The sequence below is a fragment of the Actinomadura madurae genome, assembly GCF_047130825.1.
Classification (GTDB): domain Bacteria; phylum Actinomycetota; class Actinomycetes; order Streptosporangiales; family Streptosporangiaceae; genus Spirillospora; species Spirillospora madurae.
The window spans coordinates 6,317,220-6,336,699 of the sequence record NZ_CP083237.1 but is presented as its reverse complement, the minus strand read 5'-3'; the positions used below and the strand labels follow the sequence as shown (position 1 = coordinate 6,336,699).

Here is a 19,480-nt window from a genome sequence, read left to right as displayed (position 1 = left end):
CTGACTCGCGGGGCCTAGCGGGGCGCGGTGAAGCGCGGGTGGTCGGTGGCGGGGAGCCATTGGTGGGGCGGGTCGTAAGGCTCGTAGTTGGCTCGGATGTGGCGGGTCAGCTGGTCCAGGGCCGGGTGCCGGTAGCTGCGCGGGTGGAGTAGGGACCAGGGGTAGACCGGGGTGGGGTTGACCAGCGGCATGCGGACCGTGTCCGGGTGCCATTGGATCCGCGACCGTTCTCCGACGATGCTCGCGAGGCCGCCCGAGGCGACGTTTCCCACGAAGTGTTCGTAGCCGAAGTCCGGTCCGGTGGTGTCGATCTGGATGCCGAACGCGGCACCGAGGAAGCGGTGGTATTCGGCCCACTCGCTTCCTTCGGCATTGCCGGGCATCCACACGGTGGCGCCGGAGAGCTGGGCCATTTCCACCTGGCGCAGGCCGGCCAACGGGTGGTCGCGGCCGACCAGGAGGTGCGCCGGTTCCAGGTAGGCCGGCAGGGACACCAGTTCGTCGTCCAGAGCGCCCGTGACCCGGCAGAACGCCGCGTCCACGGTGCCGCGGGCGAGTGCGCCCGGCGCCGACCTGAGCCCGTTGGACGTGATGATCTCGATGTCCACGTCCGGGCAGGCGTCGTAGAACCCGCGGACGAGGTCGATGGCGGCGGTGCGGGTGTCCAGCACGTCGACGCGGAGCGCGCGGCGCCGGTCTCGGAGCACCGCCAGCGCCTGGTCGGCGGTCCCGACCAGGGCGCGCGCGTGCGGGAGGAAGATCCGGCCGTCCTCGGTCAGCTCGGCGCCGGTGCGCCGCCGGGCGAGCAGTCGCACCCCGAGGGCCGCCTCGAGGGTGGCGATCCGCTTGGAGACGGCCTGCTGGCTGATGCCCAGGCTGATCGCGGCCTCGCTGAAGTAGCGGTCCTCGGTGATGGCGACGAACGCCCGGACCGCGGCCAGATCCAGATCCGCCGCACCTGCATGCACAACCGACGATTGTGATGAGGCGGCGTGTCGATTGTTGGACACTGCTGTTCGCTCTCCGGTCGAATGCACGGGCTCGCGGATGAACCTACAACCGGAGGGCGTGGTCGTCGTGGGGTCGTTCGTGCATCTCCACGTGCACACCGAGTACAGCATGCTCGACGGCGCCGCCAAGATCGGCCCGCTGCTGGACGAGGTCGCGCGGCAGAAGATGCCCGCGGTGGCGATGAGCGACCACGGCAACGTGCACGGGGCGTACGAGTTCTTCCACGCGGCGGCCAAGGCCGGGGTGAAGCCGATCATCGGTATCGAGGCGTACGTCGCGCCGGCGTCGCGGTTCCACAGGCAGGCGGTGTACTGGAGCGAGGATCTCGCGCTGCGCCGGTCCGATGACGAGACCGGCGCGGGCGGTGACGTGTCGGGACGCGGCCTCTACACGCACATGACGATGTGGGCCACCGGCGCCGAGGGGCTGCGGAACCTGTTCCGGCTCCAGTCGCGGGCGTGGCTGGAGGGCCACGTCCAGAAATATCCGCGGATGGACGATGAACTGCTCGCCGAACACGCCGCGGGCATCGTCGCCACGACCGGCTGCCCGTCCGGCGCCGTGCAGACCCGGCTCCGGCTCGGCCAGTACGACCAGGCCGTCGAGGCCGCCGCGCGCTACCGCGACATCTTCGGCAAGGACGACTACTTCCTCGAACTGATGGACCACGGCCTGGCCATCGAACGGCGCGTCCGCGACGACCTTTTGAGACTCGGCAGGCATCTGGACCTGCCGCCCCTCGCCACCAACGACTCGCACTATGTGACCGAGGACCAGGCCGCCGCGCACGACGCCCTGCTGTGCATCGGCACCGGCAAGCAACTCGCCGACCAGAACCGGTTCCGGTTCTCAGGGTCGGGCTACTTCGTCAAGAGCGCCGACGAGATGCGAGCCCTGTGGGATCGGGAGGTGCCCGGGGCGTGTGACACCACGCTGATGATCGCCGAACGCGTCGGCGACTACGCGGAGGTGTTCGCCCCGCGCGACCTCATGCCCAAGTTCCCCGTCCCCGACGGGGAGAGCGAATCGTCGTGGCTGCGCAAGGAGGCCCTGGCCGGAGCCCGGCGCCGCTACGACGGCGACCCGCCGCGGGACGTCCTGGACCGCATCGACTACGAGCTGTCGGTGATCGACGGCATGGGCTTTCCGGGGTACTTCCTCGTGGTCGCCGACATCTGCCGGCATGCCCGCGCGAGCGGGATCGGCCTCGGCCCGGGACGCGGGTCGGCGACCGGGTCGATGGTCGCATACTGCACGGGGATAACCGAGCTGGACCCGATCGAGCACGGGCTGATCTTCGAGCGGTTCCTCAACCCCGAGCGGGTCACGATGCCCGACGTCGACCTCGACATGGACGACCGCCGCCGCGACGAGATGATCGACTACGTCACCGCGAAGTACGGCGCCGACCGGGTCTGCCAGATCGTCACCTTCGGCACGATCAAGGCCAAGGCTGCGGTGAAGGACGCCGGCCGAGTGCTCGGCTACCCCTACGCGCTCGGCGACCGGATCACCAAGGCGTTCCCGGCCGCGGCCGGCGGCAAGGAGATCCCGCTGGCGGCCGTCCACGACCCAGGCGATCCCCGCCACGGGGAGGCCACCGAGCTGCGGACGATGTACGCCGAGGACCCCGACGTCAAACGGGTCATCGACACCGCCATGGGCGTCGAGGGCCTGACCCGCGGCACCGGCGTCCACGCCGCCGGCGTGATCCTGTCGTCCGAGCCGCTGATCGACGTGCTCCCCCTGGTCAAGCCCAAGCAGGACGGTCCGGTCATCACCGGGTTCCCGTTCACCCAGGCCGAGGAGATGGGCCTGCTGAAGATGGACTTCCTCGGGCTGCGCAACCTCACCGTCATCAACGACGCGATCGCGGGCGTCAAGGCCAACAAGGGCGTCGACATCGACATCCTCAAGGTCCCGCTGGACGACACCAAGACCTATGAACTGCTCGCCCGCGGCGACACCCTCGGCGTCTTCCAGCTCGACGGCAACGGGATGCGGACCCTGCTGCGGCTGATGCGTCCCACCGAGTTCACCGACATCGCGGCGGTGTCCGCTCTGTACCGGCCGGGACCGATGGAGATGAACGCCCACACCAACTACGCGCTCCGCAAGACCGGCAGGCAGAAGGTCGAACCGATCCACCCCGAGCTCAAGGACGCGCTGGAGCCCATCCTGGGCGACACCTACCACCTGGTGGTCTTCCAGGAGCAGGTCATGGCGATCGCCCAGCAGCTCGCCGGATACTCGCTCGGCGGCGCCGACATGCTGCGCCGCGCCATGGGCAAGAAGAAGAAGGACGTCCTGGACGCCGAATGGGGCAGGTTCTCCGCCGGCATGCGGGACAGCGGCTTCTCCGACGAGGCGATCAAAGCCGTCTGGGACGTGCTCGTCCCCTTCTCCGGATACGGCTTCAACAAGTCCCACACCGCCGGTTACGGCCTCGTCTCGTACTGGACGGCCTACCTCAAGGCCAACCACCCCGCCGAATACCTCGCCGCGCTGCTCACCTCGGTCGGCGACGACAAGGACAAGATGGCGGTCTACCTGGCCGACTGCCGCCGCCTGGGCATCAAGGTGCTGCCCCCGGACGTCAACCAGAGCGAGCTGGACTTCACCGCCGTCGGGCACGACATCCGCTTCGGCCTGGGCGCGATCCGCAACGTCGGCGCGGGCGTCGTCGACGCCATCGTCCGCACCCGCCGGCGGGACGGCGCCTACACCGGCTTCAACGACTTCCTGGCCAAGGTCCCGCAGAGCGTCTGCAACAAGCGCGTCATCGAGTCACTGGCCAAGGCCGGCGCGTTCGACGCCCTCGGCCACCGCCGCAAGGGCCTGGTCATGGTCCACGAGCGGGCCGTCGACGCGGTCGTCGACCTCAAGCGCAACGCCGCCCACGGCCAGGACTCCCTCTTCGGCGCGTCCACCGAGGCCGCGGAGACCCTCACGGTCGAGGTCCCCGAGCAGGAGTGGGAGACCGGCACCCTGCTGGCCTTCGAACGCGAGATGCTCGGCCTGTACGTCTCGTCCCATCCCCTGGACGGCGCCGAACCCGTCCTCGAAGCCCACCGCGACACCACGATCGCCGACCTGCTGGCCTCCCCGCGTGCCGACGCACCGGTGCGGGTGGCCGGGATCATCTCCAGCGTGCAGCGCAAGGTCACCAAGCAGGGCAACCCCTGGGCGATCATCACCGTGGAAGACCACGACGCCGCCGTCGAGTGCCTCGTCTTCCCCAAGACCTACACGCTCTACGGGCAGACGCTGGCCGAAGACCGCGTGATCTCCGTCCGAGGGCGCACCAATATCCGCGACGAGACCCTCAGCGTGTACGGCGAGGACATCACCACTCTCGACCTTTCCCGGACGGCCACCGAACCGCCCGTCGTCCTCCACGTCCACGAGGATCGGCTGACCCTTCAGCTCGTCCGAGACCTCAGACAGATCCTCACCGCCCATCCCGGACGGACTCCCGTCCACCTGCACCTGCACCGCCACGGCCCCAAGAGCGTCCTCTTCGACCTCAGCCCCTACCAGGTGAACCCGGGCCCCGCCTTCCACAGCGAGATCAAGGCCCTGCTCGGCGCCAAGGCCCACCCCCAGGGTTAGGCCGGATCATCGGAGAGGCGGACCAGCATCTTGCCGCGGTGGCCTCCCTTCAACATCAGCTGGAACGCCTCCACGGCGTGACTCAGCCCCTCGATCACCGTGACTCTGCTGAGCAGCCTGCCCTCGTGCATCCATTTCACTGCTTCGGCCACGAACCCTTCGTAGTGCGCCAGGTGTTCGCGCACGGTGAAGCCCTCCATCCGCAGCCGCTTGGTCAGGACGTAGATCAGATTCCCGGGGCCTTTCGCGTCATCGGGGGCGCCGTACGCGCTGCTCGCGCCGCACACGGCGATGCGGCCGTGCGGGCTGATGACGTTCAGGGCCGCCTCAAGGTGATCGCCGCCGACGTTGTCGAAGTAGACGTCGAATCCGCCGGGGGCGACGGCGTCGAGAGCCGAGGACAGGTCCTCGGTGTGGTAGTCGAACGCCGCGTCGTACCCCAGCTCGCCGGTGAGGTAGGCGAGCTTCTCCGCGGACCCCGCGGATCCGGTCACGCGGGCGGCGCCGAGGATGCGCGCGATCTGGCCGGCGGCGGTGCCCACGGCGCCCGCGGCCCCCGAGATGTAGACGGACTCACCGACGCGCAGCCCGGCGATGTGCCGGAGGCCGACGTAGGCCGTGAGCCCGGTCATGCCGAGCACGTCCAGGTGGGCGGTGAGCGGGATGCCCGGGGACGAGGGCAGCACGCGGAGCTTGTCCGAGGAGATCAGCGCGTGGTCCCGCCACCCGTAGCGGTGGGAGACGACGGTACCGGGGGACAGGGCGGGGTCGGCCGAGGAGACGATGACGCCGATGGCGCTCCCGTCCAGCGCGTCCCCGATCTCCCAGGCCGGGTACGTCGGCAGCTTCGCCATGCGCACGCGCATGTAGGGGTCGACCGACATCAGGACGTTGCGGACCAGCACCTGGCCGGGCGCGGGATCGGGAAGCCGGACCTCGACCTCGCGGAAGTCCTCGGCGACGGGGTCCCCCTGCGGACGCCGGGCCAGGTGGATCTGGGCGGCCTTCATCGACCCTGCTCCTATGTCCGTTAATCGGGTTGTAGAATCCGAATAGTAGTGTGCTGTTCCCCGAGGCATCGGCCGGACGCGACGTGGGCCGGGAGCCGGGGCGACCTACGAATGTCGGACACGCACGGGTGAGGACGGCCGGATGCCTGAAGTCTCCAAGACGACGGACGGGGCGCTGAACATCTTGGAGTACCTCGGCGACCGCGGCGGCACGACCATCGCCGAGGTGGCGCGCGACCTCGGCCTCTCGCGGACGGTGGCGTACCGGCTGCTCAGCACCCTGGAGGTGCGCGGCTTCATCCGCCGGACCGCGGGCGTCTACCGCCTCGGGCCCAAGCTCTTCGCGCTGGCGCAGCACGTGGAGTGGGCCGTCCGGGACGCCGCGCACTCCCACATGGCGACGCTCGTCGACAGCCTGCGCGAGACCGTCGTGCTGGTGGTCCGCGACCGCTGGGAGTCCCTCTCCGTTCACCGGATCGTCAGCCGGGACCACATCGTCCAGGTCAGCTACCCGCCGGGGCTGCGGCACCACATCCTCGCGACCGGGTCCGGGAAGGTGATGGCGGCCTTCGGCGACGAGGACGAGCTGCATCACCTCGTCGGGGACGACCGGGCCCTGGCTTCTGAGCTGGCGCGGATCCGCAGGCGGGGCTACACCTCGGGTAACGAGGAGAACCAGAGCGGGCTGTGGGCGCTCGCGGCCCCGATCAGCTCGATCGACGGTGTCGCCGCGAGCGTGGCCGTCTACACGCCCACGGACAAGGACCGGGTGGCGGCCGTCAGCAAGGCGACCGACCAGGTGGTGGCCGCCGCCGAGGCGATCAGCACGCAGCTGACCTCCGCGGAGGCGTGAGGGCCGCCTCGGCTCAGCCCTGCCCGGCCGCATGGTCCGCCGCTCCCTCCGGCCCGGACGGCGGGAGCCCGGCGAGCTTCGCGGCCCGGTCGCGCAGGTCCGCCTTGGCCACCTTTCCGGACATCGTGCGCGGCAGGGGATCGGTCGTGAAGGAGAAGTACTTCGGGATCTTGTAGTCGGCCAGCTCGTCCCGGCACAGGGCCAGCAGCGGATCGGGGCCGAGCCCGGCGTCGTCGGTGACGACGATCGCGGCCGGGACCTCTCCCCACCGGTCGTCGGGCACGGCGACGACCGCCGCCTCGCGCACCCGCTCGTCAAGCAGCAGGACGCGCTCGATCTCGCTCGGATACACGTTGAGACCGCCCGACAGGACCATGTCCTTCTCCCGGCCCATGATCGTCAGGTAGCCGTCGCCGTCGAGCAGCCCGAGGTCGCCGGTGTGCAGCCATCCGCCGGCGAGCGTTTCGGCGGTCGCGTCCGGGTCGCCCCAGTAACCCGACATGATGCTGGGGCCGCGCAGGCAGATCTCCCCGACCTCGCCGGGCGGGAGCGGAGCGCCCTCGGCGTCCCGGATCGACAGGTCGGTCCCGAAGTTCACCACCCCCGCCGAGCCGGCCTTGCGCTCGAAGTCCTCCTGGGGAAGCGAGGTGCCGACCCCGGAGCTCTCGGTCATGCCATAGCCCTGGCCGATCGGGATCCCGCGGTCCTCGTACCTGCGCAGGGTCGCGGCGGACGGCGGCGCCCCGCCGGCCTTGGCCACCCGCACCGTGGACAGGTCGGCGCCGTCGAACCGGTCCAGTGCCGCCAGCTGCTCGAAGACCACCGGCACCGCCGGGAAGACCGTCACGCCGCCGTGCTCCAGCTCGGCCAGCGTGCGGGACGCGTCGAAGCGGGGGTGCATGACGAAGCGCGCACCGCTGTAGTACGTCGGCGCCCACGTCGCCATGATGCTGCCGGTGAAGGCCAGCGGCAGGACCAGCAGGCAGGTGTCGAACCGGGTCATGGTCTCGGTGATCGAGAACGAGGTCGCCGCGGCGATGGCGTTGCCGTGGGTCAGCACCGCACCCTTGGGCCGGCCGGTCGTGCCCGAGGTGTAGCAGATGAACACCGGGAGGTCTTCGGTGGAGGTGACCCGGGACAGCAGCTCACGCGAGTCCGTGCCTTCCCGGGTCAGCGGCGCGGCCCAGTCCGGGGCCGCCTCCTCCCGCCAGTAGACCCGCAGGTCGTGCCGCCGGGCGAGTTCCTCGGACCGGTCGGCGAACGCCTGGTCGGTCAGCAGCGCCGACAGCCCGGCGTCCTCGACGATCCAGCTCAGCTCGGGCGTGGTGAGCCGCACGTTGAGGGGGACGACGATCGCGTCCAGGGCCGCCGCGGCGAGGATGGTCTGGATGACGCCCGCGCTGTTCTCGCACAGGTACCCGATCCGGTCGCCGGCCGCCAGCCCGCCGTCGCGCAGCTGGTGCGCGACCGCCTCGACCGAGTCGGCGAGCCCGCGCCAGGTCAGCGTCGTCCCCTCGCATTCCAGGGCGACGGAATCGGGCGTGCGGGAGCTCCAGTAGGCGAGGCTGGCGGTGAGCCGGGGCCGCGACATGGTCGTCCTTCCAGTCGGGTGCGGACGGTCGGGTGTGGGCAGTCGGGTATGGACAGGGCGCGCCCGGTGTCACCCTGACCGGGCGGCGCGGAAACGCTCGATGGTGGGCGTGGACAGGTCGGTGTCGTCGTACTTCCCCCGCGCTTGGAGGGGGACCGAGGCGAGGATGCCGTCGGACGCGGGCTGGAGGTGCCGCCATTCGGAGGCCACCCGGCGCCGCGCGATCTTCCAGGCGCCGTCGCGAAGCTCCCAGCGGTCCAGGTAGCGCCCGCCGGCGAACAGATCGTAGGGGCTTCCGGTGCCGCCGAACATGCCGCCGAGCGGCGCGTCGGCCCGGACCCGGTGGTAGGCCGTGATCAGCGCCTCGGTGTCGGCCGCGGCGCCGTCGAGGGAGATCAGGATGTTGCCGACCTGGTGATGCGTCGCGTCCAGGGCGACCGCGAAGAGCTCCCGGCTGCTCTCCATCGCGTCCCGCCAGTGGTTGTCGGTGCCGATGGACGACACCCACCAGGTCGCGTCGGGGTGGAAGACCTGGTCAAGGAGGTCCCACCGGCGCCGGTCGACGCAGTGGGCGTAGAGGTGGAAGCGGTCGGTGATCTCCGCACGGGCCTGGAGCGCCTCGGTGGTGTACTGCTCGGCCTGGCTGGTCATGTCATGCCTCCGAAGTCCGGGGATGGGCGTCGATCCAGTCGTCCAGCGCGGTGACCAGCCGGCCGATCTGCTGCGGCTGGCCGTGCAGGTAGTGGCGTCCCCCGGCGATGGGGACGAGCTTCTTGTCGTCGTGCGCGACGGCGTTGTGCAGCTCCCGGGCATGGGAGGGGAAGCAGCTCTGGTCGGCGGTCCCGTAGACGACGAGGACGGGCGCGCGCACGGTGGCCAGCAGGTCGGGGCCGTGGCCGTTGCTGCGCAGGCGCGACCACTGGGAGAGCCAGGCGCGCACCGTGGTGAAGTGCCCGAGCGTCGCGGGCTGGAAGTTCGCGTTCCAGGGGTCGCCCCAGAGGGTGCCCGGGACGCGGTCGTTGGGGTCGAGTGCGAGGTCCAGGTGGCGGGGGTCGGCGCAGACGCCGTGGACGGCGAAGGGCAGGTCGTGCACTCCGCGGTCGGCGAGCTCGGCCAGCCGCGCCTCCGCCCAGGCGGTGATCCGATCGTTGCGCCGGCGCTGCTCCAAGCGGTAGCGCGCCAGCCATGCGGCGTCGTACGGCGGTCCGTGACGGTCGTCGAACATGTCGAGATCGGGGTCGCGGTCGAAGGGCGCGCGCTCGTCGTGGACGGCCGGGTCGAGCGTCTCGGTGAGCAGCTGCGAGCGGCCGGGGTGCGCCATCGCCAGGACGAGCAGGTCGGCCGGAGGCAGGTCGGCCCGGGTGAGGTCGGGCCCGCCCCCGCACGGCGACGCGGTGATCGTGGGCCGCTCGGCCTGGTTCTGGTACATCGCGGCGAGGGCGCCGCCGCCCGAGTTGCCGAAGAGCACGATCCTCTCGTAGCCCTCGTCCCGGAGACGGCGGACGACGGCGCCGACGTCCACCGCGCAGTTCTCCAGCAGCAGCGCGGTGTCGTTGCCGATGTAGCGGGTCGACATGCCCACGGCGTCGTGCCCCGCCTCCGCGATCGCCGCGAGCGCGTAGTGCCCCATGAAGTTCGAGGACGGGTGCAGGACGACGACCGCGGTGCCCGACCGGCGGCCGGGGACGGCGCGGTGCCGGACGCACCAGAGCGTCCCGGCCAGCCGGGCGACGCCGGAGTACACCTCGTTGGCCGAGGCCGTACCGGACATCGGAACGGCCAGCAGTTCCCGTTCCGCCGGCACCGCCACCCCCTGAAACTCCGTTTTTCGGAGCGTAGTATCCGAATATGAGGTCAGCATGGGCGGGTCCGGCCGCGGGTGTCAACCCCCGCCGGCCGTCCGGTCGGGCCGGGTGTTGACAGGCGGCCGGGTTGCGGCCGATGGTAGATCTGCAACCGATTAACGGAGCTAAATCTCCGTTCTTCGGATGATACTGCTCGGGAAGGAGCCGGATGAGCCGACCGACCGCGCTGGTCACCGGGGCCGCACGCGGCCAGGGACGCAGCCACGCGCTGGCCTTCGCCGAACGCGGGATGCAGGTCGCCCTGCTCGACGTGGCCGCCCCCCTCTCCGCCCTGCAGTACAAGCCCAGTACGGCCGGCGACCTCGACGAGACGGCCCGCCTGGTCGAGGTCGCCGGCGCTCCCGTCCTGCGCGTGCACTGCGACGTGCGGGACGGCGAGCAGGTCGGCGCCGCCGTGGACGCCGTGCTGAAGGAGTTCGGGTCCATCGACGTCGCGGTGCTCAACCAGGGCATCTGGAGCACCGGGCCGTTCTGGGAGATCACGGAGGAGCGGTGGACGGCGACGTACGACGTCAACGTCCACGGCACCTGGCGCCTGATGAAGGCCATGGCCCCGGCCCTCATGGAGCAGCGCGGCGGCAGCGTCGTCCTCATCGGCTCGACCTCGGCCACCGTGCCGACGTCCGGCTACGCCCACTACGCCTCGTCCAAGGCCGCCCTGGTGCAGCTGGCGAAGATCTTCGCGCTGGAACTGGGCGGGTACGGCGTGCGGGTCAACTCGGTGAGCCCCGGCCTGGTGAACACGCCGATGATCCACTTCCAGGACGTCTACGACCGCGTGCGGTCCGGAGCCTCGCGCGAGGACTTCCAGCGCGCCGCCTACGCGACGACCGCCCTCGCCGGACGGGGCCACCTCGACCCCGCCTCGGTCACGGCCGCCGTCCTGTGGCTCTGCTCGGACGCCGCCCGCGACATCACCGGCACCGACCTGATCGTCGATGCGGGCAACCGGCTGCTCCCCCGGCGGAACCCGAACCCGACGATCCCCGGCGAGGCGGAGGAGCCCCGATGACCTACTACATGTCCGTCGGTGATGTTCCGCGCAAACGGCACGTCGCCTACCGGGGCGACGACGGGCGCCTGCTGTACGAGGAGATGATCGGCGAGGAGGGCTTCTCGTCGACCTCGTCGCTGCTCTACCGCCGGAACATCCCGTCCGCGATCGCCCGCTCGGCGACCTGGGACCTGACCGGGACCGCGCTGCGCGAGAACCGGCCGCTGATCCCGCGGCACTTCGACCTGCACGCCCTGTTCCCGGGCGGCGCCGGGCGGGACGTCGTCCGGCACCGGCGGCTCGTGCTCGGCAACGACGACGTGCGGATCTCCTACGTCGTGGCCGGCGAGACCTCCCCGTTCTACCGGAACGCGCTGGGCGACGAATGCGTGTTCATCGAGGACGGGACGGCCCGGTTGGAGTCGGTGTTCGGTCCCCTGGACGCCGGTCCGGGCGACTACCTGGTCGTGCCCCGGGCGACGACCCACCGGTGGGTGGTCCCACCGGACGCCGGACCCGTCCGCGCCTTCTGCATCGAGGCGACCTCGCACATCACCCCGCCGGCCCGGTACCTGTCGAGGTTCGGCCAGTTCCTGGAGAGCGCGCCGTACTGCGAGAGGGACCTCCGGGTCCCCCGCGCACGCCTGCTGGCCGAAGACGTGGGCGAGGACCCCGACGCCGAGGTCGACATCTACATCAAGCACCGCGGCGCCGGCGGCATCGGCGGCAGCGTCCACACCTCACCGCGTCACCCGCTCGACGCGGTGGGCTGGGCCGGCGGCCTGTACCCCTACGCCTTCAACCTGCGGGACTTCGAGCCGATCAACGGCCGGGTGATCGAACCCCCGCCCGCGCACCAGGTCTTCGAGGGGCGCAACTTCGTCGTCTGCAACTTCGTGCCGCGCAGGGTCGGCTACCGCGAGGGCGCCGTGACGGCGCCCTACTACCACGCCAACGTGGACAGCGACGAAGTGATGTTCTACGTGGCCGGACGGTACGAGGCGCGCGGCGGATCCGGCGTGCGCAACGGCTCGGTCACCCTCCACACGTCGGGCCATTCCCACGGCCCCCAGCCGGGTGCCTACGAGGCGTCGATCGGGGTCGAGGAGGTCGACGAGACCGCCGTCATGATCGACACCTTCCGCCCGCTGCTGCTCGGCGAGGGGGCGCTGGAGTCGGACGACGGCGTGTACCTCACCTCCTGGCTCGACCGGGCGGACTGAGACCGCCCGACTGACACCGCCGGACTGAGACCGCCGGATCGAGACCCCCGGGACGCGGGGCCTCCCAACCGACAACGCTGCGAACAGGGAGCACAGATGCAACGGCTGCAAGGCAGGGTCGCGATCGTGACGGGGGCGGGTCGCGGCCTCGGCCGCGAGTACGCCCTCGAACTCGCGCGGGAAGGGGCCAGGGTCGTCGTCAACGACCTCGGCGGCGGCCTCCATGGAGAAGGAGGGCGGGGCGAGGCCGGGAACGAGACGCCCGCCGAAGAGGTGGTGCGGGAGATCCTGGCCTCCGGCGGGGAGGCGGTCGCCGACGCGTCGGACGTGGCCGACTGGGACGGCGCCCATCAGCTCTTGGAGACCGCGCTGAGCACCTTCGGTGGGGTGGACATCCTGGTCAACAACGCGGGAATCCTGCGCGACCGGATGCTGGTGAACATGTCGGCCGAGGAATGGGACGACGTGATCCGGGTGCACCTGCGCGGCCACTTCTGCCCGACCCGCGCCGTGGCGGGACACTGGCGCGCACGCGCCAAGGCCGATCCGTCGGCCGTGGACCGCGACTCCGTGCTGATCCACACCACCAGCATCTCCGGCCTGTTCGGCAGCGTGGGGCAGGCGAACTACGCGGCGGCGAAGTCGGGCATCGCGACCTTCGCCTACGAGTGCCACCTCGAACTCCACGAGCGCCTGAAGGTGCGCTCGTACGCGATCGGGCCGAGCGCCCGCACCCGGTTGACCGAGAGCTCGCCCGCGGCCGTCGACGCCGTCGCCAAGCCGGAGACGGGGTTCGACTTCTTCGACCCCGGCAACGTGGCCCCGTTCGTCGCGTGGCTCGCCGACCCGTCGTGCCCCCTTCCGTCCGGGACCGTCTACACGGTCGAGGGGGACGAGATCACCCTGGTTCAGCCGTGGACGGCCACGTCGAAGATCAAGGCGGGCGACCGCAGGTGGACGCCGGAGCTCCTGGACGAGGCGGCGGGCGGCCTCTTCCCGCTGGGCGCCCCGGCGTGACCGCCTCGCTCGGGACGATCGGCCTGCCCGACATCGTCCGCTATTCGGGCGCGAGCGGTGATCGCAACCCCATCCACTACGACCCCGAGTTCAACCGCGCGTCGGGGTACGACGGGCTGTTCGCCATGGGGGCGCTGCACGGCGGCTGGCTGATCTCGCACGCGGTGGCGCAGGGCTCCGTCCTGCCGGAGTCGGGCCCGTTCGCGGTGCGGCTGCGGTTCCAGCGCATCGTCCCGCTGGGCGTGCCGCTCACGGCCGACGTCCGGAAGACGGACACCGGGTACGAGGCGGAGTTGGCCGTCGAGGGGAAGCTCTCCGCCACCGTCCGGATCGAGGTGCCGTGCGAACCCGCGACCACCGGCGAAGGGGTCGATGAGCAGCGCATCGAATTCCCCGTCGAGCTGGGTGCCGCGCGGGAGTTCGCGGCGAGCGTGCGCTGGCCGCGGCCGGTGGAGACCGGGTCCCCGGTCCCGCCGACGTACCCCACGGTGCTGAGCTTCTGGCTGCCCGAACCGGATCCGATCGCCCGGGTCGGCTTCGCGAGGGCACGGACGCTGATGGGCGAGACGTCGATCGAGTTCGTCGACGGCCCGCTCCGCGTCGGCGAGGTCTTCGGCGTGCGCGAGTACATCGCCAACGAGCGCGTCCGGACCGGCTCGGCCGGAGAGCTGCGCTTCGTCGACCTGATCGCCGAGATGTCCGACGCCTCCGGGCTCAGGGCCAGGTATCGCAACACCTTCATCCTGACCCCCGACCCCGCTCCCGCCGCGTCTGGCGAGGGCAGGCTGCGCGGCAGCCTGGATCCCCTCACCGGCGAGTTCTACTTCCCGGAGCGCGCGCTCTCCGTGGACGGCGGCCAGCGCGAGCTGGAACCCGTCGACCTCCCTCGCGAAGGGTCCCTCTACTCCTGGACGTCCTTCGGGGGCCGGGACTACGGGCAGGTCGACCTCGCCAACGGCGTGCGCGTGCAGGCGCGCCTCGGACCCGGTCCCCACGAGATCGGGGCCGCCTATCGACTGGAGGGTGATGTGGACGGGGACTGGTGGTTCGCCCGTGCGTGAGGTGTACGTCGCCGGAACCGGCATGATGCCCTTCGGCCGGCATCCCGCGGGCAGCGCACGGGCCCTCGCGCGCGGCGCGAGCCTGGCGGCGCTGGCCGACGCGGGCTGCGTGTTCGCCGACCTGGACGGCTTCGTGGCGGGCTCGGCGCACCCGCTCACCCCGCGCGGCGTGTACCTCGCGAAGGAGCTGGGCGTGACGGGGCTGCCGGTGCTGCACGCCGAGCACGCGTCGGCCTCCGGGCTGGCGGCCGTGCACCTCGCCTGGACCCTCGTCGGCTCGGGTGAGAACGAGGCGGTGCTCGTCCTCGGCATCGACTGCCCGGAGCGCGAGGTGTCCGCCCTGTCGATCATCGAGGCGGAGGGCAACCTCCCGGCGCCCGCCCTGTTCGCCATGTGGGCGGCCCGCCGCATGCACGACCGCGGCACGACGTCCCGGCACCTGGCAGCGGTCGCCGCCAAGAACTGGAACTACGCCCGCGCGAACCCCTTCGCGGCCCGCCGGGCCGCCGAGGAGGTGACGCCCGAGAAGGTGCTCGGCAGCCGGATGGTCGCACCGCCCCTGACGAGCATGATGTGCACCCCGTGGGGCGAGGGAGCCGCGGCGGCGGTCGTCTGCTCGCGGGAGTTCCTCGCGCGCCTCGGCTCCGACGCGCCCGCCGTGCGCCTGGCGGCATCGCATGTGGAAAGCGAGACCTACGCCCCCGGGCACGTCTTCGAGGGGGCCATCGTCGGACCGCCCGCGATGACCCGGGCGGCGGCCGAGGCGGCCTACGGCAAGGCGGGCGCCGACCCGCGCGACATCGAGGTCGTCCAGGTCCACGACGCCTTCGCCGTCGAGGAGCTCTTCTACTACGAGCTGCTCGGCTTCTGCGCCGACGGGGAGGCGGAGGGCCTGGTCGAGCGCGGCGCCTTCGGGCCCGGCTCGCGCGAGCGCTTCGGCCTCCCGGAGTTCTCCACCCATGGCGGCCTGATCGCCGGAGGGCATCCCGGCGGTCCCACCGGAGTGGCGCAGGTGCACGAGACCGTGCGGCAGCTCCGCGCCGGAAGGCGGCTGGCCCTGTGCCACATGCTGGGGGCGGGATCGGTCGCGATCACCCAGGTCTACCAGCGCGCCGAGGCCGCCGGATGAGCACTATGGAAGAGGTCGCCTCGGCGGCGGCGGAGTGGCTCGCGCGGCACGCCCCGGCACACGAACCGCCAGGTCCGCCGCCGCTCACGCCGTTCGAACCGATGAGCGCGGAGGCGGAGCGGGAGCTCGTGGAGAGGGGGAGGCACTGGCAGGCCCACAAGGCCGCCCACGGGTGGGGGGCGCCGTCGCTGCCCGCGAAATACGGCGGGCGGGGCGGGGGCAGGGCCGCCGACGTGGCGTTCTGGGACGCCGAGTCCCGCTACCACCTCCCCACGCACCTGTTCGAGGTGACCACCCGGATGGTGCTCCCGACACTGGTGCACTGGGCCCCCGAGAAGGTCGAGGACATCACCCGGCTGGTGCGCGGCGAGGACCTCTGGTGCCAGCTGTTCTCCGAGCCCGGCTGCGGCTCGGACCTCGCCGCGATCCGGACGCGGGCCGTCCGGCGCGACGACGGAAGCTGGGTCGTCGACGGACAGAAGGTGTGGACGTCGTGGGCGCATCTCGCCGATCGGGGCTACCTGCTGGCCCGGACCGGTGACGGCGGCGGGCACGCGGGCCTGACGGCGTTCGCGATCGACATGTCCGCGCCGGGCGTCGAGGTGCGTCCGATCGTCCAGGCGACGGGGGCGGTGACCTTCAACGAGGTCTTCCTCGACGGTGTCGTGCTGCCGCCGGAGGCCGCCATCGGGCCGCCGGGCGCCGGCTGGAGCGTTGCGCTGACGACGCTGATGAACGAGCGGCTCGCGGTCGGACCCGACCAGATCCCGTTCGCCGCGCTGCGCGACGAGGCGAGCGCCCGGGGGAGCCTGGCGGACCCGGACGTCGCCGCGGCGCTCGGGGCCGTCCGCGCCCGCCGGCGCATCGTCGAGCAGCTCCGCCACGGGATGCTGCGAGCGGTGAGCGAGGGCGCCGACCCCGGCCCCGAGGGTTCGGTCGCCAAGCTCTGCCTGGCCGACGGCGTCCGCGCGGCGGCCGAGACCGCACGCGCGATCCTCGGTGAGGACCTGGCGACCGAGAGCCCGCTGAGCCGGTTCGCGCTGTCCTGGCCCGGCATCAAGAACGCCGGCGGCACCGATGAGATCCAGAAGTCCATCGTGGCCGACCGGGTGCTCGGCCTGCCGCGTGAAAGGGATCGGCGCGAGGAGGACCACCGTGCACGACAGCGCAGTTGAGGCCGAACTGAGGCGGGGGGTGCGCAGGGCCCGCGCCGAGGGGACGATCGCGTCCCGCGTCGCGATGGCGGGCGGCCCGCGCCTCGAAGACCGGTGGCGGCGGCTCGGGCTGCTGCACGCGGGGCTGCCGGAGTCCCTGGGAGGCGCCGGCGGCGATCCGGCGCTCGCCTTCGTCGTGGCGGAGGAGTGCGCCCGCGACCTGCTCACGCCGGGCTCACAGCTGAGCGGGCTGTGGGCCGTCCGGACGCTGGCGGCGCTGGCCGGGGGTTCCGAGGCCGCGCGCACCGAGCTGGCGCGCGTGCTCGACGGGGACGTCCCGGCGGTGTGCTGGCCGGACGGCGTGGGCAGAGGGGCGGAGGCTCACTGGCGGTCCGGCCGGGTCTCGGGCCGGCTCAGCACGCTGATGCCCGCACCTCGGCTGCTGCTGGTGGCCTCCGGCGACGACGGCGGGGTGCGTGTCGGCCTGGTCGAGCTCGACGGAACAGAGCGCCTCGACGTGACGGGCATCGACCCGACCCGTCCGGCGGCCGTCCTCGCGTTGTCCGAAGCGCCAGTGCGTGAGTTGGGCACCCTGCCATCCGGGGAGGCGCGCCGGTTGCGGGCGTTCTGGCTGCTCGTGGCCGCGGCCGACTGCCTCGGCTCGATGCAGGGCAACCTGGGGCTCGCGACGGCCCACGTGCGCGCACGCGAGGCGTTCGGGCGGCCGATCGGGGCCTTCCAGGCCGTCCGGCATCGCTGTGTCGACCTCTACGTGGACGTGGAGATGACGCGTGCCGCCGTCGCCGGGGCGGGTGCCGCCTGGGCGCGCGGCGACGAGGACGCGCTCGCTGACGTGCTCGTCGCGGTGTCGCATGCCGTCGACGCGCAGGTGCGGGTGGCGGAGTCGGCCGTCCTGCTCCACGGCGCGCTCGGGTTCGCCTACGAGTGCGACGCGCAGTTCTACCTCCGGCGCGCGTACGCCGTGCAGGCCTCGCTCCCGTCCGTGCGGCATCTGAGGATCGAGCTCGCGACCGCGTGAGGACGCTGCTCAGAGCTTGGGCAGCACCGTGTAGGAGGGGTCGGTCCCGGCACCGCCCGTGTCGAGGCCGTGCCGCATCTCGGCGAACAGCGGGCTGCCGGGAAGGTCGTCCCGCGACCAGTCCACCAGCATGACCCGCCGGGCGATGCGCCATTCGCCGTCGCGGCGCTCGAACCGGTCGAGGGCCCGGCCGCCCATGACGCGCAGGTGCGCCCCGCCGTCCTCGGTGGCCAGGACGAGCGAGGTCTCCGGGCCGACCGGGTGCATCACGAGGTTGTAGGACTCGACGCGGGCGGCGTCGTCGGCCAGGTCGAGGTCGATGAACACGTTGGTGACGTGGTGCTGGCTGTAGGCGGGCAGCTCGCCGAAGCCGTCGATCACCCGGTCGGCGAACTCGGCGGGCGAGGCGTCCGGGGGGCCGTAGGAGCGCCGGTCCACCGCGTCGGGCCAGTACGCGCTGCGCAGGAGCTCCTTGTCACGGCGGTCGATGCCGCGGCAGTAGCGGTACAGGACGTCCCGGATCTCCAGGCGTGCGCTGATCTCTTCCCAGGTGTACAAGCCGCCCCGCCCCTCGCGTCGGACCCTCGATCAGAAACCGATATTCGGATACTATGCTCCGAAATCTTTGGTGACAAGGGGTGCATGGTCATGCCGGACGACGGACAGGGCTCGCGGCTGGACGCGTTCTACGCGGCCGAGGCGGCGTACCTGGCGGGCGGGATGGACGACGCGGCGGCGCGCGAGGCGTTCCGGAACTGCTTCACCCCCGACGTCGTCGTGCGCGAGCCCGAGTCGCTGCCGTACGGCGGCGAGTGGCACGGGCGCGAGGGCGTGGAGCGGCTGATGCACCGCCTGCGCGAGGTGTTCGACGAGGCGGACTTCAGCGACCGCCGGACCTTCGAGTGCGGCGACACGGTGTTCATGGCGATGCGCAGCCGCATCCGTTCCCGCGCGACGGGGCGGACCATGATGAACTCGGTGCTGCACCGCATCGAGTTGCGGGACGGGCTCATCGCGAGCATGGAGATCTTCCACTGGGATCCGGCGGCCATCCGGGAGCTCTGCGACCCGGACCGGGATTCCTGACGGGGGCACCCTTCCCGCCCGGTCAGGCGGGCGGGGTGGGCAGGACGCCGGTGCTCTCGGCGATCCGTTTCGCCAGCCCGCCCGACGCGAAGCCGCCGTCGACCGGGATGTCGGCGCCGGTGACGAACCCCGCCGCGTCGCTGAGCAGGAACAGCACGACCTCCGCGATCTCGCCGGCGTCCGCCGCGCGTCCCCAGGGGGTGGCCTGGACCATGGCGTCGAACCGCGCGGTGTCGGACGCGGTCATGGGCGTCTCGACGAGCCCCGGATGCACCGCGTTCACCCGCACGCCGCGGTGGGCGAACTCCAGGGCGGCCGAGTGGGTGAGGCTCCGGACGCCCCACTTGCTGGCGGCGTAGGCGGCGGTGTGGTAGCCGACGAGCGCGACGCCGCTGCCGATGTTGACGACCGCGCCGCCACCGCTGTCGGCGATGAGCGGGCAGCAGTGCTTCAGGCCGAGGAACACCCCGTCGAGGTTGACCCGCATGACGTCGCGCCACGTCTCGTAGGAGGTGCCGGACACCGTGCCGGGGGCGGCCACCCCGGCGTTGTTGACCAGGCCGTCCAGCCGTCCGAACCGGGCCTGGATCTCCCCGGCGGCCTGCCTCCAGGAGTCCTCGGCGGCGACGTCGAGCGTGATCGCGACGGCCGTGCCGGGCCCCGGGACCGAGCCGGCCAGCGCGGCGGCCTCCTCGGCGCGCAGGTCGCCGACGATCGCGTGGGCCCCGCGGGCGGCGAGCCGCCGGACCTCCTCCGCGCCCTGGCCGCGCGCCCCGCCGGTGACCAGCACCACCTTGCCTGCCATGCCCGACATCTCGCCACCCCTCTTCTCATA

General features: G+C 71.9%; 17 protein-coding genes. 10 read left to right on the top strand and 7 right to left on the bottom strand.

The window, feature by feature from the left end; translation table 11 throughout:
• Nucleotides 1–14 precede the first annotated feature (14 nt).
• A complete protein-coding gene (locus tag K8Z49_RS28890; protein ID WP_412515714.1) occupies nucleotides 15–968 on the bottom strand; it encodes a LysR family transcriptional regulator in 954 nt (317 codons plus the stop codon).
• A 79-nt stretch (nucleotides 969–1,047) separates the two neighbouring features.
• Here K8Z49_RS28890 and dnaE point away from each other — a divergent pair, with 79 nt between their 5' ends.
• Complete coding sequence (gene dnaE / locus K8Z49_RS28885) at nucleotides 1,048–4,623, top strand: DNA polymerase III subunit alpha (RefSeq protein ID WP_412515713.1); 3,576 nt, start codon at nucleotides 1,048–1,050, stop codon at nucleotides 4,621–4,623.
• Here the strand turns inward: dnaE and K8Z49_RS28880 are convergent.
• On the bottom strand, nucleotides 4,620–5,633 hold the full coding sequence (locus K8Z49_RS28880) for an NADP-dependent oxidoreductase (RefSeq protein ID WP_412515712.1): 1,014 nt from the start codon (nucleotides 5,631–5,633) through the stop codon (nucleotides 4,620–4,622). The genes dnaE and K8Z49_RS28880 overlap by 4 nt on opposite strands.
• 142 nt (nucleotides 5,634–5,775) lie before the next feature.
• On the opposite strand from K8Z49_RS28880, the gene K8Z49_RS28875 reads away from it, so the two are divergent.
• Complete coding sequence (locus K8Z49_RS28875; protein WP_021591784.1) at nucleotides 5,776–6,486, top strand: IclR family transcriptional regulator; 711 nt, start codon at nucleotides 5,776–5,778, stop codon at nucleotides 6,484–6,486.
• A 13-nt stretch (nucleotides 6,487–6,499) separates the two neighbouring features.
• On the opposite strand, the gene K8Z49_RS28870 is transcribed toward K8Z49_RS28875, so the two are convergent.
• The 3 genes from K8Z49_RS28870 to K8Z49_RS28860 all read right to left on the bottom strand — a co-directional run bounded on the left by K8Z49_RS28870 (nucleotide 6,500) and on the right by K8Z49_RS28860 (nucleotide 9,887).
• A complete protein-coding gene (locus K8Z49_RS28870) occupies nucleotides 6,500–8,077 on the bottom strand; it encodes a class I adenylate-forming enzyme family protein (protein WP_412515711.1) in 1,578 nt (525 codons plus the stop codon).
• 69 nt (nucleotides 8,078–8,146) lie between these two features.
• Nucleotides 8,147–8,728, bottom strand: a complete 582-nt coding sequence (locus K8Z49_RS28865; RefSeq protein WP_111830920.1) for a nuclear transport factor 2 family protein — start codon at nucleotides 8,726–8,728, stop codon at nucleotides 8,147–8,149.
• A gap of 1 nt (nucleotide 8,729) precedes the next feature.
• Nucleotides 8,730–9,887 (bottom strand): alpha/beta hydrolase, encoded by a 1,158-nt coding sequence (locus tag K8Z49_RS28860; RefSeq protein ID WP_412515710.1) that lies wholly within the window; start codon nucleotides 9,885–9,887, stop codon nucleotides 8,730–8,732.
• Nucleotides 9,888–10,090: 203 nt separating this feature from the next.
• Here K8Z49_RS28860 and K8Z49_RS28855 point away from each other — a divergent pair, with 203 nt between their 5' ends.
• The 7 genes from K8Z49_RS28855 to K8Z49_RS28825 all read left to right on the top strand — a co-directional run bounded on the left by K8Z49_RS28855 (nucleotide 10,091) and on the right by K8Z49_RS28825 (nucleotide 17,559).
• Nucleotides 10,091–10,954: an SDR family oxidoreductase gene (locus tag K8Z49_RS28855; protein WP_412515709.1), complete on the top strand. Its 864-nt coding sequence runs from the start codon at nucleotides 10,091–10,093 to the stop codon at nucleotides 10,952–10,954.
• The gene (locus K8Z49_RS28850; RefSeq protein ID WP_412515708.1) at nucleotides 10,951–12,159 is read left to right on the top strand and encodes a homogentisate 1,2-dioxygenase; all 1,209 of its coding nucleotides are present in this window, start codon (nucleotides 10,951–10,953) and stop codon (nucleotides 12,157–12,159) included. Before K8Z49_RS28855 ends, K8Z49_RS28850 begins: the two co-directional genes overlap by 4 nt.
• 96 nt (nucleotides 12,160–12,255) lie before the next feature.
• A complete protein-coding gene (locus tag K8Z49_RS28845; protein WP_021591778.1) occupies nucleotides 12,256–13,176 on the top strand; it encodes an SDR family NAD(P)-dependent oxidoreductase in 921 nt (306 codons plus the stop codon).
• A complete protein-coding gene (locus K8Z49_RS28840) occupies nucleotides 13,173–14,237 on the top strand; it encodes an FAS1-like dehydratase domain-containing protein (protein ID WP_021591777.1) in 1,065 nt (354 codons plus the stop codon). The genes K8Z49_RS28845 and K8Z49_RS28840 overlap by 4 nt, the downstream gene beginning before the upstream one ends.
• A complete protein-coding gene (locus K8Z49_RS28835) occupies nucleotides 14,230–15,366 on the top strand; it encodes a thiolase family protein (RefSeq protein WP_021591776.1) in 1,137 nt (378 codons plus the stop codon). The genes K8Z49_RS28840 and K8Z49_RS28835 overlap by 8 nt, the downstream gene beginning before the upstream one ends.
• On the top strand, nucleotides 15,363–16,541 hold the full coding sequence (locus K8Z49_RS28830) for an acyl-CoA dehydrogenase family protein (RefSeq protein ID WP_412515707.1): 1,179 nt from the start codon (nucleotides 15,363–15,365) through the stop codon (nucleotides 16,539–16,541). Before K8Z49_RS28835 ends, K8Z49_RS28830 begins: the two co-directional genes overlap by 4 nt.
• Nucleotides 16,522–17,559: an acyl-CoA dehydrogenase family protein gene (locus K8Z49_RS28825; RefSeq protein ID WP_412515706.1), complete on the top strand. Its 1,038-nt coding sequence runs from the start codon at nucleotides 16,522–16,524 to the stop codon at nucleotides 17,557–17,559. Before K8Z49_RS28830 ends, K8Z49_RS28825 begins: the two co-directional genes overlap by 20 nt.
• A gap of 9 nt (nucleotides 17,560–17,568) precedes the next feature.
• Here the strand turns inward: K8Z49_RS28825 and K8Z49_RS28820 are convergent, their stop codons facing one another.
• Complete coding sequence (locus tag K8Z49_RS28820) at nucleotides 17,569–18,117, bottom strand: nuclear transport factor 2 family protein (RefSeq protein WP_412515705.1); 549 nt, start codon at nucleotides 18,115–18,117, stop codon at nucleotides 17,569–17,571.
• 90 nt (nucleotides 18,118–18,207) lie between these two features.
• Here K8Z49_RS28820 and K8Z49_RS28815 point away from each other — a divergent pair, with 90 nt between their 5' ends.
• Nucleotides 18,208–18,645 carry a nuclear transport factor 2 family protein gene (locus tag K8Z49_RS28815; protein WP_161790996.1) on the top strand — a complete coding sequence of 146 codons (438 nt, stop codon included), beginning with the start codon at nucleotides 18,208–18,210 and terminating at the stop codon, nucleotides 18,643–18,645.
• Between the two features lie 22 nt (nucleotides 18,646–18,667).
• Here the strand turns inward: K8Z49_RS28815 and K8Z49_RS28810 are convergent, their stop codons facing one another.
• Complete coding sequence (locus tag K8Z49_RS28810) at nucleotides 18,668–19,450, bottom strand: SDR family NAD(P)-dependent oxidoreductase (RefSeq protein WP_181663214.1); 783 nt, start codon at nucleotides 19,448–19,450, stop codon at nucleotides 18,668–18,670.
• Between the last annotated feature and the right edge of the window lie 30 nt (nucleotides 19,451–19,480).